Annotated in this window: 14 protein-coding genes; 6 read left to right on the forward strand and 8 right to left on the reverse strand. The window is 70.9% G+C overall.

Going from position 1 to position 13,777, the window contains the following annotated elements; all coding sequences use genetic code 11:
- Window positions 1-16: 16 nt before the first annotated feature.
- From AC3WSN_RS19605 to AC3WSN_RS19615, 3 genes are all read right to left on the reverse strand, one after another.
- On the reverse strand, window positions 17-448 hold the full coding sequence (locus AC3WSN_RS19605; protein WP_492540179.1) for a DoxX family protein: 432 nt from the start codon (window positions 446-448) through the stop codon (window positions 17-19).
- A gap of 35 nt (window positions 449-483) precedes the next feature.
- A complete protein-coding gene (locus AC3WSN_RS19610; protein WP_492540181.1) occupies window positions 484-1,116 on the reverse strand; it encodes an alpha/beta hydrolase in 633 nt (210 codons plus the stop codon).
- Between the two features lie 63 nt (window positions 1,117-1,179).
- Window positions 1,180-2,103 (reverse strand): ring-cleaving dioxygenase, encoded by a 924-nt coding sequence (locus tag AC3WSN_RS19615; protein ID WP_192709819.1) that lies wholly within the window; start codon window positions 2,101-2,103, stop codon window positions 1,180-1,182.
- Window positions 2,104-2,226: 123 nt separating this feature from the next.
- Between AC3WSN_RS19615 and AC3WSN_RS19620 the strand changes: the two genes are divergently transcribed.
- Window positions 2,227-3,183, forward strand: a complete 957-nt coding sequence (locus AC3WSN_RS19620) for a LysR family transcriptional regulator (protein WP_492540183.1) — start codon at window positions 2,227-2,229, stop codon at window positions 3,181-3,183.
- Between the two features lie 325 nt (window positions 3,184-3,508).
- A complete protein-coding gene (locus tag AC3WSN_RS19625; protein WP_492540185.1) occupies window positions 3,509-4,204 on the forward strand; it encodes a GntR family transcriptional regulator in 696 nt (231 codons plus the stop codon).
- Window positions 4,205-4,249: 45 nt separating this feature from the next.
- Here AC3WSN_RS19625 and AC3WSN_RS19630 read toward each other — a convergent pair whose 3' ends face one another.
- A complete protein-coding gene (locus AC3WSN_RS19630; protein WP_492536452.1) occupies window positions 4,250-5,218 on the reverse strand; it encodes an IS110 family RNA-guided transposase in 969 nt (322 codons plus the stop codon).
- Between the two features lie 595 nt (window positions 5,219-5,813).
- On the opposite strand from AC3WSN_RS19630, the gene AC3WSN_RS19635 reads away from it, so the two are divergent.
- Window positions 5,814-7,025 (forward strand): pyridoxal phosphate-dependent aminotransferase, encoded by a 1,212-nt coding sequence (locus AC3WSN_RS19635; protein WP_492540187.1) that lies wholly within the window; start codon window positions 5,814-5,816, stop codon window positions 7,023-7,025.
- Window positions 7,026-7,038: 13 nt separating this feature from the next.
- Here AC3WSN_RS19635 and AC3WSN_RS19640 read toward each other — a convergent pair whose 3' ends face one another.
- Entirely contained in the window at window positions 7,039-7,965 is a 927-nt protein-coding gene (locus tag AC3WSN_RS19640) for a dihydrodipicolinate synthase family protein (RefSeq protein WP_492540189.1), read from the reverse strand.
- A 349-nt stretch (window positions 7,966-8,314) separates the two neighbouring features.
- On the opposite strand from AC3WSN_RS19640, the gene AC3WSN_RS19645 reads away from it, so the two are divergent.
- The 3 genes from AC3WSN_RS19645 (at window position 8,315) to AC3WSN_RS19655 (ending at window position 10,918) form a co-directional block, all read left to right on the forward strand.
- Window positions 8,315-9,091 (forward strand): amino acid ABC transporter substrate-binding protein, encoded by a 777-nt coding sequence (locus AC3WSN_RS19645; RefSeq protein ID WP_492540190.1) that lies wholly within the window; start codon window positions 8,315-8,317, stop codon window positions 9,089-9,091.
- 388 nt (window positions 9,092-9,479) lie between these two features.
- Complete coding sequence (locus AC3WSN_RS19650; protein WP_192709813.1) at window positions 9,480-10,160, forward strand: amino acid ABC transporter permease; 681 nt, start codon at window positions 9,480-9,482, stop codon at window positions 10,158-10,160.
- Complete coding sequence (locus AC3WSN_RS19655) at window positions 10,157-10,918, forward strand: amino acid ABC transporter ATP-binding protein (RefSeq protein ID WP_492540192.1); 762 nt, start codon at window positions 10,157-10,159, stop codon at window positions 10,916-10,918. Before AC3WSN_RS19650 ends, AC3WSN_RS19655 begins: the two co-directional genes overlap by 4 nt.
- 18 nt (window positions 10,919-10,936) lie before the next feature.
- On the opposite strand, the gene AC3WSN_RS19660 is transcribed toward AC3WSN_RS19655, so the two are convergent.
- The 3 genes from AC3WSN_RS19660 to AC3WSN_RS19670 form a co-directional block, all read right to left on the reverse strand.
- Window positions 10,937-11,092 (reverse strand): hypothetical protein, encoded by a 156-nt coding sequence (locus tag AC3WSN_RS19660; RefSeq protein WP_492540194.1) that lies wholly within the window; start codon window positions 11,090-11,092, stop codon window positions 10,937-10,939.
- Window positions 11,089-11,598: a DUF2243 domain-containing protein gene (locus tag AC3WSN_RS19665; RefSeq protein ID WP_492540196.1), complete on the reverse strand. Its 510-nt coding sequence runs from the start codon at window positions 11,596-11,598 to the stop codon at window positions 11,089-11,091. The genes AC3WSN_RS19660 and AC3WSN_RS19665 overlap by 4 nt, the downstream gene beginning before the upstream one ends.
- 65 nt (window positions 11,599-11,663) lie before the next feature.
- Window positions 11,664-13,694, reverse strand: a complete 2,031-nt coding sequence (locus AC3WSN_RS19670; protein WP_492543179.1) for an OPT family oligopeptide transporter — start codon at window positions 13,692-13,694, stop codon at window positions 11,664-11,666.
- Window positions 13,695-13,777 lie beyond the last annotated feature (83 nt).

Here is a 13,777-nt window from a genome sequence, read left to right on the forward strand (position 1 = left end):
CCGAGAAGGCGACCGGTCAGGCCCGGCCCTGGCGCGCGTCGAGGCTGAGCGGGCCGGCCCCGAACACCGCGACCTGCAGCAAGCCCCCCGCCACCGCGAGGTTCTTCAGAAAGTGGAACATCTGGTTCTGATCCGCGAGGGCGCTGTGGAAGGTCAGCGCCGTGGCGACCGCGAAGGCCGCCAGGACGAGGGCGACGATCCGGGCGCGGTAGCCTGCGATCAGCAGCAGGCCGCCTCCGACCTCGACGAGGGCGGCGGCCGCGAAGGAGACCTCCGGCAGCGGCAGGCCGGCGGCGCGGATGGTGGCGAGGGTCGCGGCGGGCGCGGCGAGCTTGCCGACGCCGCTCACCAGGAAGAGCGCGCTCATCAGGACGCGGCCGGTGACCGGCAGGAGGGTCGCCGGCAAGGCGCCGGCGACGAGCGGGAGGGGAGAGATCGAGGAGTCCATAGCGGATGTCGTCCTGTGTGCGTGGGACGCGAAGATCAGGCGGCGCTCGGAAGTGCGCGGCCGCGGGTCCAGTCGATGGCGAGGTTGATGTCGGCCTGCGACAGTCCGTGGCCGCTGGGCAGGATCCGGTGCTCGACCGCCGCGCCCGCGGCGGCGAGCTGGTCGGCGAGGCGGCTTGCGTTCTCCACCGGCACGATTGGGTCCATCGCCCCGGAGAGGATCAGGACCGGCTTGCCGGCGAGGTCGGCGGCAGGCGCCTCGGCGAAGGGCACCATCGGGCGGATGAGCACGGCGCCGGCCAGCGCCTCCGGCCGCAGCATCAGCAGCGACGCGGCGATGTTGGCGCCGTTGGAGAAGCCGAGCGCCAAGGGCGCTCCGATCCCGTAGCGCTCCCGCGCCGCCGCCACGAAGCCCGCGAGATCCGCGGTGCGGCGGCGTAGATCCGCCTCGTCGAACACGCCCTCCGCCAGGCGCCGGAAGAAGCGCGGCATGCCGTTCTCCGACACCGCGCCGCGCGGCGACAGGAGGGCGGCGCCCGGAGCGACGATCCGGCCCAGCGGCAGGAGATCCAGCTCGTTGCCGCCGGTCCCGTGGAGGAGAAGGAGCGGCCGCGCGGCATCGGCGCCGGGCTCGAAATGGTGGATGAAGCCGAGGGTGTCCTGGGTCATGGCGACCTCGCTAGTGGTGAGTGTGGGCGCCCGCCCCGCGGGTTGCGGGGCGGGACTGTGGGGTCAGGCGACCTTGGGCAGCACGGCCTCGATCTGGGCCCGGTGCGGCTCGAGGCCGGCGGGCAGCTTCAGGGCTTGGCCGAGGGCCTCCACCGGCTCGTCGACTGCGAAGCCGGGCGCGTCGGTGGCAATCTCGAACAGCACGCCGCCGGGCTCGCGGAAGTAGATCGAGCGGAAGTACTGGCGGTCGCGCTGCTCGGTGACGTGGAGCCCCCGTGCGGCGAGCTGCTCGCCCATCGCGGCCTGGGCGGCATCGTCCGCGGCCCGGAACGCGATGTGGTGGACCGACCCGGCGCCCGGCCGCCCCGGAAGGAAGCCGCCCACCGCCCGCAGGGTCACGAGGCTGCCGATCGCGGCGCTGCCCGCGAAGCGGACCAGGTTGCCCTCGCGGCCGACCTCGTGCAGGCCCAGCACCTCCGTGAGGATCGCCGCCGTGGGCTCCGCCTTGTCGAGGAGGAGCGTCACGCCGTGGAAGCCGCGGATCGCGTGCTCGGCCGGCACTTCGGCCGAGGCCCAGGCCGCCTCGTCCCCGGCATCGACGCCGACCAGGGCCAGCATCATGCCGTCGGGATCGCGGAAGCGCAGCGTCGGCTCGCCGAAGACCTGGACCAGCGGCTCGTGGGCGACGCCCTTCTCGATCAGCCGGTGAGTCCACCAGCCGATGGACGCGCGGGGCACCCGGAACGCGGTCTCCTGGGTCTCGCCGATCCCGACGCGGCCCGGCGCCGCGTGCTCGATCGGGAAGAAGGTCAGGATCGTGCCGGGCTGGCCGGCCGCGTCGCCGTAATACAGGTGGTAGGTGCCCGGATCGTCGAAGTTGACAGTCTTCTTCACCAGCCGCAGCCCGAGGATCCGGGTGTGGAAGTCGAGGTTGCGCAGGGCCGGGCCGGAGAAGGCCGTGACGTGGTGGAGGCCGGTCTGAACCATGGCGATGTCTCCCTGAGGATCGCCGCGAAGGACGCGGCGCCTGTTCCGATGACCGCAATGTGCCCCTTGCCAGGTCGCCCGAAAATAGAAACGATGGAAACCTATCGTTTCCGGATTTGAACCATGCGACTGCCCGATTTCGAGGCCTGGGCGGTGTTCGCCAAGGTGGTGGAGACCGGCTCCTTCGGCCGGGCCGCGGCCGATCTCGGGCTGTCGAAGGGCACCGTCTCGAAGGCCGTCGGCCGGCTGGAGACCCGGATTGGGGCGCGGCTGTTCAACCGCACCTCGCGCAAGCTCGCGCTTACCGAGGCGGGACAGGCCGCTAAGGCGAGCGCCGCGCGCATCCTCGCCGAGGGCGAGGCGGCCGAGGCCCTCGCCACCGCCGGGGCCGCGGAACCGCGGGGCTTGGTGCGCCTCGCCGCGCCTATGACCTTCGGGGTGATGCACGTGGCGCCGCTCCTGCCCGCCTTCCTCGGTGAGCATCCGGCCGTGTCGGTGGACCTGCACCTCTCCGACGCGGTGGTCGACCTCGTGGGCGGCGGCTTCGATATTGGCCTGCGCATCGCGGCCCTGCCGGACTCGTCCCTGCGGGCGCGTCGCCTCTGCGCGATCCGGCGGTCGCTCGTGGCCACCCCCGCCTATCTCGACCGGGAGGGCCGCCCCGCGCATCCGGACGACCTCGCTCGGCACGCCTGTCTCGGCTACGCCTACCTGCCGACGCCCGATCGCTGGCGCTTCGTGGACGGGGCCGGGGCCGAGGCCGTCATCGTGCCTGGCGGCCAGCTGCGGGCGAACAACGCCGAGGCGCTTGCGCCGGCGCTCCGGGCCGGCCTCGGTCTCGCGCTGCAGCCGGATTTCATGATCTGGGACGACCTGCAGGCGGGCCGCCTGGAACGGGTCCTACCCGGCTGGTCGCCGCCGCCGATCGCCCTTCACCTCGTCACGCCACCGGGCGACCCGCGCCCGGCCCGGGTGACCGCCCTGATCGGCTACCTCGTGCGGAGGCTCGCCCAGGCCCCCTGGGCGGATCCACATGGCCGCCCCGAGCCGCCGGCCGAACCGCGCCTGTTGAAAAGCTAATGTACTTGAGGGCCGCGCGGCAGGCCTTGGAATATGTTCCCGTCCCCTTCCGCGCCCGCTCGGCACAGGGCGGGCGCTTCCGGTGGAATGCGCCTTGCGATGGGGATGAATGGTGTGCGACCGCCCGGTGCCGGCACAGGCTCCTCGACCTCAGCTGTACGCGTGGTCCGGATGCACAACCGCGCGCACTCTAGAGAGTGCCACCTGCGCCTCAGCCCGCTTTTTCGGCAACCTGACGTCATGATCAGCGACCCTTCTGTCACCGACAGGGTTTGATTGCAGCGGACCATTCTGTATAAATGCGTACACATATTCCGAGGCGTTGATGTCCCCAGCGGTTCCGGCCCGACCCGCATCCGACCGATTGCGGCACAAGACCGTGTCGGCCGCCGTGGCCGATTCGATCCGGCAGCGGATCCTGAACGGGGAACTGCCGCCCGGCGTCCAGCTTCGTCAGGATGCGCTGGCTGAGGAGTTCGGGATCAGCCGCATCCCGGTGCGGGAAGCGCTCCTGCAGCTCGAAGCCAGCAACCTGGTCAAGATCATGCCGCACCGTGGTGCCGTGGTCTCGGGGCTGTCCCTCGAGGAGTTGGAAGACATCTTCCAACTGCGCTGCCAGCTTGAGCCGCAACTCCTGGCACTCTCCGCGCCTCATCTTACGAAGGCCGACATCCAGGACCTGCACGCACTCTCGCGCGAGTACAGCCGCGCGCTCGAAGCCGGCGAGGTCCAAAGGTGGGGCGAGCTAAACAGCCGGTTCCACCTCGATCTCCTGCGGCACGCAGGCCGCCCGCGTGCGCTGACCATCGTGTCCGGCCTGCTGCAGGATTGCGATCGCCCGACTCGCATCCAACTCTCGACGCCGTCAGACATCGCCGGTGCCGAGCTGGAGCACACGCAGATCCTGGACCTGTGCGAGGCGCGCAAGGTCGACGCCGCGGCCGAACTCCTGCGCGCTCATATCGAGCATGTCGGGGTCTCGCTGATCGCGATCTACCGCGGCGCTCTCGCGGTCGCCTGACCGGGCACGGGGCGTTGACGCTGAAGCGTCCGCCCCGTCATCAACTCAGTTGGCGGCTGAGTTTTGTGGGTGTGCGTAGGCGTCGCGCAGGCGTGCGTTTGCGATGACGATGAGGCGTCGCATGAGGGCTGTGATGGCGACGAGGGGCTTCTTTCCGGCGGCGCGCAGGCGCTGGTAGGCGTCCTTGAGGGCGGGATTGTAGCGGCTTGCGGTGAGGGCGGCCAGGAACAGGGTCCGCTTGACCTCGGGTCGTCCGCCGCGGGTGCGTCGGTAGGCGTCGGCGGCGCCGCTCTGGTTGGGATGGGGGGCGACGCCGGCCAGGGCTGCGGCTTGGCGGCGGTCGATGCGGCCGAGTTCGGGCATGAGGGCGATGAGAGCGGCCGCGGTTGTGGCGCCGATGCCCGGGATGGCGCGCAGGACGCGCTCGGCGCGCCTCAGATCAGTGGTGCCGGCCACGAGTTCGGCGATGGCGGCCTCGAGCGCCTGGATCTGGGCGACCAGACAGGCGCGCAGGGCGTCCAGGCAGGCGCGGACCGGCTCGGCGCCGGGGGCGGCCAGCCGGTTGGTGCAGGCGGTCCGCTGGGCGATGAGATCGGCGCGGGTGAGCACCAGGGTCTGCAGGCGCTCGCGTCGCGGGTCGGGGGCCTGCCAGCGGGCGAGGCGGGCGTGGCGCTCCTGTGCGTAGCGGGCCAGCGCCCGGGCATCGAGGCTGTCGCTTTTGCCCAGGGTCCCGAACGAGCGGATGAAGGCTTTGACCTTGCGCGCGTCGGCGCGGTGAGCGGGGCATCCGGCGGCCAGCAGGGCGGCCAGGAGCGCGTCCTCGAAGCCACCGGTGGCCTCGCAGACGACGAGGCAGGTGGTGTCCAGGCGGGCGGCGAAGCCGGCGAGGGCTTCGGGTGTGTTGGCCAGGGTGCGGGTGCTGCCGTCGCGGCTATCGCAGACGACGATGAGGGTTTTGCCGACATCGCAGCCGATGAAGCGGGTCGGGGTGGGCGGGGTGACGGGCTCGGCCATGGGGGCTATCCTGGTGCGGCTTGCGATTGTCTGCGGGCGTCATGCCGGCTGGCAGAGGGGCCCAGGCAACTCATCAAGCGTGGCAAGGGAAGCGCAGCGTCGACCAGGATGACGACGGGCGTATCAGCCCTATTCCGGGACGGCCGGCGCCGCGCGCCTGGTCCGGGCGGCCACCCGGACCAGGCATCCCGCTCGCGCGGAACAGCCCCACACTAGCACCCGTGCAACAGACAATCCCGGGGGCGCGCAGCAGAGCTCGGGATCCAGACACTCGGGTGGTTCTCGTTCTGCATCGACGGCGGTTCTAGATTCTGGGCTCGCCTCCGGCGCCTCGGAATGACGAAGTGGTCGACCAGCCTGGTGGCCGGATCTCTACCAGCATCAGCCTATGATGCCGCCCTCGGTCTTGGAGACATAGTCTCCGAAGCGATTGCCCCGGGTCCCGCCTTCGCGGGCCTGGACGGATGGGCCCGAACGCGTCAGGGTCCGGCCGATCACCCCTCTGCCGGGATCCTTGCAGGCGCGATGGCCGCCATCGGTCTGCTGTGGTGCGCGGACGCCGCGCATCCCGGCGCACGGAGAGCCGTCGCGAATCATGGCCGCATCCCTCGCTCCCGCCGCGCCCGCCGCGCCCGCTGATCTGGCGGACGCCCTGTCGGCGCGCGTTCAGGGGATCGGTACGAGCCAGATCGGCCTCGTGGCGGATCGCGGGCGCGACGATCCGGAGGTCGTGAAGCTCTGGATCGGCGAGGGCGACCTGCCGACCCCGCCGTTCATCGTCGAGGCGGCACATCGGGCCATGCTGGCGGGTCATACTCGCTACACCACGTCCCTCGGCCTGCCGGCCCTGCGGGCGGCGCTCGGCGCCTATCACGCGCGCCACTGGGGCGTGGAGATCCCGCCCGACCGGTTCGCTGTGACGGCCGGCGGCATGAACGCGATCATGCAGGCCGCCCAGGTGCTGCTGGAGCCCGGAGACGAGATCATCATCCCGTCTCCGGCGTGGCCGAACCTGCGCGAGGCGGTGCGCATCGCCGGGGGCGTGCCCGTGACGGTCCCGTATCGGAGGCTGCCCGACGGGCGCTTCGCCCTGCCGCTCGCCGATATCGAGGCGGCGCTGACGCCCCGCACCCGCGTGATCATGATCAACTCGCCCTCGAACCCGACCGGCTGGACCATGCCGCTCTCGGAGATGACGGCGTTGCGCGACCTCGCCCGCGACCGCGGCCTGTGGATCCTCTCGGACGAGGTCTACGCGCACTTCACCTACGGCAACCGCATCGCGCCGTCCTTCCTGCAGATCTGCACGGAGGACGACCGGCTGATCGTGACCAACACCTTCTCCAAGAACTGGGCGATGACCGGCTGGCGTGCCGGCTGGGTGATCTACCCCCGCGGTCTGGCGCCCACCTTCGCGAAGCTCGGGCAGTACAGCACGACCTCGATCTCGACCTTCGTGCAGCACGCCTGCATCGCGGCCCTCGAGGAGGGCGACGGCTTCATCCGCACCATGGTCGATCGCTGCGCCGAGGCGCGGTCGATCTTGGTGGATGGGCTGTCCCGGCTGCCGGGCGTCACCGTCGCGCCGCCGGACGGGGCGTTCTACCTGATGGCCCGGATGGGCGGCGACGAGCCGAGCCTCGACCTGGCGCTCCGCCTGCTGCGCGAAGCGAAGGTCGGGGTCGCGCCCGGCACCGCCTTCGGGCCGGAGGGCGAAGGCCTGGTGCGGATCTGCTTCGCCATCAGCCCGGCCCTGGCGCGGGAGGCGGTGGCGCGCCTGTCGTCGGTGCTCGGACGGGTGGGCTGAGGCAGCACCCGCCTCAGCGCCCCCAGCGCAGCACCAGCGCGTCGTTCCGGCGGGCGAGCTCGATCAGGCCGGCGCGTGTGTCGGGGTGCAGCGGCTGGATCGGCAGCCGCGCGGTCTCGTGGGCGATCACGCCGCCCTCCTTCATCAGCGCCTTGCAGGCCAGAAGGCCACATTGCCGGTTCTCGTAATTGATCAGCGGCAGCCAGCGTGCGTAGGCGTCCATGGCCGCCTCCCGCCGGCCGGCCGCGTAGGCGTCGGTGATCTGCCGGATCCCGTCCGGATAGCCGCCGCCGGTCATCGCCCCCGTGGCGCCGGCATCGAGGTCGGCCATCAGGGTGATCGCCTCCTCGCCGTCCCAGGGGCCGACCACCGCGTCGCCGCCCAGCGCGATCAGCTCGCGGAGCTTGGCCGCGGCGCCCGCGGTCTCGATCTTGAAATACGCGACGTTTTCGATCTCCCGGGCCATACGCGCGAGGAACGCCGCCGAGAGCGGCGTGCCCGCCACCGGCGCGTCCTGGATCATGATCGGGATGGAGATCGCGTCCGACACCGCGCGGAAGAACTCGTAGACGCCGAGTTCCGGCACCCGGATCGTGGCGCCGTGATAGGGCGGCATGATCATCACCATCGCGGCTCCGGCGGCCTGCGCCCGGCGCGCGCGCTCGGCGCAGACCTGCGTGGCGAAGTGGGTCGTCGTCACGATCACCGGCACGCGCCCGGCGACGTGCTCCAGCACGGCGTGCATCACGGTCTCGCGCTCGTCGTCGGTGAGGACGAACTGCTCCGAGAAGTTGGCGAGGATGCACAGACCTTCGCTGCCGGCCGCGATCATGAAGTCGATCGCCCGGCGCTGACCGTCGAGATCGAGGGCGCCGGAGGCGTCGAACACCGTGGGGGCGACCGGGAAGACGCCCCGGTAGGTCTGGGTGGGCGAGGTCATGGGCGATCCTTCCGTCGGTCGGGCCGCGCCCCGGCGCCGGACTCGGTCGGGGATCGGGATCCGTCCCGTCTACCACGAACCCGCCGCGCGCAGTCGTGCCGCGGCCCGATCGGCGGGGACAGTGCAGCTCGCCCGTCGGAGGCCGGTCGTCTGACGGGTTCCGGGTAGCGGTTGATAAAGAACGCGGGGCGCGGAGTAGAGCGTCACGACGGGACAGAAATCCACCTCCGTCGATCCGGTCTCTTGCCAGCGCCACCCGACTCAATTCATTGCTGCGATGCACGTGCGGAGCCGGGATCGACTTCAGCGACGGCGAGAGAACATTGTTATCGAGCAGGAGCAATTAGGAATGCGACTTTTCTCGACGGGCGTGGCCGCGATGCTGGCGGTCTCGGCGGTTCTCCTGGGCACACCCGCTCGGGCCGACGATCTCGACGCGATCCGCGCCGCCAAGACCCTGCGGATCGGTACCGAGGGGACCTACGCGCCCTTCACGTTCCACGACGCCTCCGGGGCCCTCGTCGGCTTCGACGTGGAGATCGGCCGCAAGGTCGCCGAGCAGCTCGGCGTCACGCCGCAATTCCTCGAGGGCAAGTGGGACGGCCTGATCGCCGGGCTCGACGGCAAGCGCTACGACGTGGTGATCAATCAGGTCGGCATCACCAAGGAGCGGCAGGCGAAGTTCGACTTCTCCGAGCCCTATATCCGGGCGCGCGCCGTGCTGATCACCCGCGCCGACCGGGCGGACATCAAGTCTTTCGCCGACCTGAAGGGCAAGAAGGCCGCGCAGAGTCTGACCAGCAACTTCGCGCGCCTCGCCGAGCAGTCCGGGGCCGAGCTCGTGGGCACGGACGGGTTCGACCAGTCGGTCCAGCTGGTCATCACCGGGCGCGCCGACGCGACCGTCAACGACAGCCTGTCGTTCCTCGACTTCCACAAGCAGAAGCCGAACGCGCCGGTGAAGATCGCCGCCGAGCAGCAGGACGCGGACGCGTCCGGGATCATCCTGCGCAAGAACAATCCCGCGCTGAAGGCCGCGATCGACAAGGCGCTGGAGGCGATCAAGGCCGACGGCAGCTACGCGGCGATCGCGCAGAAGTATTTCAACGCGGACGTCTCGAAATAGGCCGGGGCCGCAGCGGGACCTGCTTGCCTGAGAGCCCCCAGATCCGAGCAAGCCGCCGATACCGGAGCGCGATGCGCTCCCGGCGGTCGGTCAGGCCGGGTTCGCTGCGGAGAGACCCGTACCGCCATACTTACCGTGATGGGCCGCCGCGTCCTCACCGTCCTTGCGAGCGGAGCGAAGCGATCCAGTCGGCGCCACCTTCATCGCGGTCGCGCTGCCCTGGGTCACGTCGCTTCGCTCGTGATGACGGAGCGGGTCCATCACCCGAAAGCTGGCCCTCTCCCGCACGGGAGACGCGTTTCGCACCGCATCCTGCGCGAAGAAGCGCGCGTCTCGGTGCCAAACCTGTATAGCCCGTAACTTTCCGCCCGGAAGGAAACGCTACCCCGTGCCGCACTGGCTCGACCTCATGCTCCAGTCGCTCGGGCCGCTGCTCGCGGCCGGCCTGCGCTTCACCGTTCCGCTGACGCTCATCGCCTTCGTCCTGGGCCTGGGGCTCGGCCTCGGGACCGCCCTCGTGCGCCTGTTCGCGCCCCGACCGCTTGCGGCGCTGGCATGGCTCTACGTGTGGATCTTCCGGGGCACCCCGCTCCTCGTGCAGCTCTTCGTGATCTTCTACGGCCTGCCGAGCGCCGGGATCCTGATCGACGCCTTCCCGGCCGCGGTGATCGGCTTCACGCTCAATGTCGGCGCCTACACGTCGGAGATCATTCGGGCCGCGATCGCGTCCCTCCCGCGCGGCCAGTGGGAGGCGTCCTACGCGATCGGCATGACGCCGAGCCAGACCCTGCGCCGCACGATCCTGCCGCAAGCCGCGCGGGTGGCGGTGCCGCCGCTCGGCAATTCCTTCATCGCCCTCGTGAAAGACACCTCGCTTGCCGCCGCCATCACGGTGCCGGAGCTGTTCCAGGCGGCGCAGCGCATCGTCGCCGTCACCTACGAGCCGCTGATCCTCTATAGCGAGGCCGCCCTGATCTACCTGGTCCTGTCCTCGCTGCTGTCGTGGCTCCAGACGCTCCTGGAGCGGCGCCTCGGCCGCTACGGCGGCTACCTGGAGGCGCGCGCGTGATCGCCCTGTCGGCCATCGAGAAACGCTTCGGCGCCACCACGGTCCTGCACGACGTCGACCTCGCCATCCCCGAGGGGCGGGTCACGGCGCTGATCGGCCCGTCGGGCTCGGGCAAGTCGACGCTCCTGCGCTGCGTCAACCTGCTGGAAATCCCGCAGGCGGGGACGCTCACCCTCGGCGATCTCCGCCTCACCTTCCGGCCGGACAGCCCGCCGGCGCGGCGCGCGGTGCTCGCCGTGCGCCGGCAGACCGGCATGGTGTTCCAGAACTTCCAGCTCTTCCCCCACCGCACCGTGCTGGAGAACGTCACGGAGGGGCTCGTCACCGTCGCCCGGTGGCCGCAGGCCAGGGCGCGGGCGCGCGCTCTGGAACTGCTGGAGCGTGTCGGCCTCGCCCAAAAGGCCTCGGACTGGCCCGCCAGCCTGTCGGGCGGCCAGCAGCAGCGGGTGGCGATTGCCCGGGCGCTGGCCCCCTCCCCGCGCCTGCTGCTCTGCGACGAGCCGACCTCGGCGCTGGATCCGGAACTCGCCGCCGAGGTGGTCGACGTGCTGGCCAGCCTCGCGGGCGAAGGCATGACCATGCTGATGGCGACCCATGACCTGCGCCTCGCGCGGCGGGTCGCCGACCGGGTGGTGTTCCTCGAAGGCGGCACGATCGTCGAGCAGGGACCGGCCGCCGACCTGTTCGGACGCCCGGGCGATCCGCGCACCCGCCGCTTCATCCGGACCTTGCTCAGCGAGGCGGCGGACCAGCCCTGATCCGCGGCTCCCCGTCGTTCAGCGGGGCAGGCAGCGCAGGCTGAGCAGGTCGTCGAGGGTCAGCACGGTCCCGAAGATCAGGGGCCGCCACGCCGGCAGGGTGGCGAGGATCAGGCCGGCCGTCAGGACGAGCCAGGGAAGGACCGGCCGGAGGCCCGAACCAGCGGCCCTCATGCGGCGGCCCGCGCCGCCGAGGCCTCCTCCGCCCGGCCGACCTGCACGAGGCCGAGGCCCGCGGCCAGCATGGCGCCGCCCCAGAGCAGGAATCCGAGATCCCAGTAGAGCCACTGCTCCCGCGGCGTCAGCTCGTTGACGTGATGCACGCCGAGGATCTCGTGGTCGATCACGCCCTCGACGAGATTGAACAGGCCCCAGCCGATCAGGAGCGACCCGGCGAGCAGCTTGCTGGACCAGTAGAGGTGCGTGCGGTGCGCGGCGCGCCAGAGGATGAACAGTCCGAGGACCACGAAGACGTAGGTTGCGCTGTGGAAGATGCCGTCCCAGCGGGTGTTCAGCTCGAGATTCGGGATCGTGTCGATCGGGTACCAGCTGCTCAGCATGTGGTGCCATTGCAGGACTTGGTGCAGCACGATCCCGTCGAAGAAGCCGCCGAGACCGAGCCCGAACAGGATCCCGGCGCTCAGCGGGAAGACGCGCTCCCGGGGTTCAGCCGCTGCCATCTCCAACTCCCGTTTCGGGGTCGAGGCCCCGCGACCAGTTCAGGCCTGGACGACGGCGGTCGGCATCAGGAGGCCCTCCGCTCACCGGTTGACGGCTCGGCGGCGGATACCATCCGTAGGTAGACGGCCAGACCCGCCAGGAAGACCGCGAGGCCGAGCCCGGTGGCGTAGGGCGCGAAGCCCTTGCCGGCGATCGCGATCGCCGAGCTGTGCCCCGCCAAGAGATCCGTGCCGGCGAGCAGCACGCCGACGCAGCTCTCCCCGACGAGGAACCCGGAGGCGAGGAGCACGCCGCGGCGGCGGGCGGCTCCTACCGCCTTGTCGGCCTTCTTGTCGGCCTTCTTGTCGCCTTTGCCGCCGACCCGGGCACGCAGCCGACGCTCGGCGACCCAGCCGAGGATGCCGCCGATGGCGATCGTCATCTCCACCGAGAGCGGCAGGTACATGCCGATCCCGACCGTCAGGGCCGGAAAGGTGAGGTTTCGCCGCTTCAGCCACGTCTCCGCGGCGACCAGGACCACGCCGAGCCCGGCGCCGATCAGCACCATGCGCCAGGGCAGCTCGCTGTGCGTGATGCCGTTCGCGATCTGGGTCATCAGGGCGGCCTGAGGCGCCGCCATGGCACTGCCCGCATCCTGTCCGTCATGCGCGGGGGCGCCAACAAAGCCGTAGGCCTCGTAGAGCAGCGACAGCAGCGGCGCGATCACCACGGCGCCGACGCCGACGCCGATGATCAGCGCGACCTGCTGGTGCCAGGGCGTGGCGCCCAGCACCTGCCCGGTCTTCAGGTCCTGCAGGTTGTCGTTGGCGATCGAGGAGGTGGTGATGATGACCGACGTCAGCAGCAGCGCCATTCCGGTGACGAAGCGGTCGCCCTCCGGCCCGCCGGAATGCCCGAGGATGAAGGGCAGGAGCAGCGCGGTGGCCATCGTGGTCAGGATGCCGATCCCCGAGATCGGGCTCGACGAGGAGCCGAGCAGCCCCGCGAGGTAGCCGCAGGCCGCCGCCATCAGGAAGCCGAACAGGACGGTGAACAGGGTCGCGGCGACCGCCAGCACGATCATCAGGCTGCCGAGATCGGCGGGCGCGGCGAAAGAGCCGAACAGGATCGCGAGCGGCACGCACAGGCCCAGCGTCGCGGCGGCGACCCAGGTGATCGGCAGGTCGCGCTCCTCGCGCGGATGATCCTTGCCGAGGCCGCCGCTGCCCGACAGGGCCGAGCGGATGCTCGCCAGGATCGGGCGCGCCAGCGACCCCACGGTCCACAGCCCACCCACCGCAATGATGCCGGCGCCCATCAGGCGCACCTGGCCAGACCAGACCGCCTCGGCGGCCTCCCCGGCGGACTTGGCGGGATCGGCCGACAGGGCGGTCAGCACCGGCACCGCGATGCCCCAGGCGATCACGACGCCGGTCAGCAGCGCCAGGCAGGCGCCGATGCCCACGAGGTAGCCGACCCCGACCAGCGCCAGCGAAAAGCCGGTTCCGGTGCGGAACACCGCCCCCCCGAGGCTGATCGCGCCGTTCCACCCGTCGCCCAGGATTTTCAGCCCGGTGGTGGCGAGCCCGATCGTCCCGGCGGCCGCGGCGGCCCCGAGCAGGTCGCGCAGGCCGTGGCCGCCCTCCTCCTCCTGACCGGTGCGCAGCACCTCCGCGGCGGCGATGCCCTCGGGATAGGGAAGGTCGCTGCCCGAGACGAGGGCCCGGCGGAGCGGGATCGAGAAGGCGACGCCGAGGAGGCCGCCCAGCATGCACACGGCCGTGGTCTGCCAGAACGGGAAGCCGTGCCAGTGTCCGATCAGCACGAGCCCGGGCAGGGCGAGGATGACGTTGCACAAGGTGCCGGCGGCCGAGGCCTGCGTCTGCACGATGTTGTTCTCGAGGATGCCGGCGCCGCCCATCAGCCGGAACGCACCCATCGAGATCATCGCGGCCGGGATGGAGGACGAGAACGTCATCCCGGTCTTCAGGCCCATATAGAGGTTGGCGGCCATGAAGATGACCGTGATGCCCGCGCCGAGCGCGATGCCACGCAAGGTCAGTTCGGCCTGACGATCCTGCGATTTCGGCGTGGTCGTCGGGCTGCGGGCGTCCATCATCCACTCGGGCTATCGTACGCAAACCACCCGAGAGGCGGAAACTTTCCCCGGGTCCGCCGTCATGAGCGGCCCGCATTCCA

Source organism: Methylobacterium sp. FW102-HT35C08 (assembly GCF_058790235.1).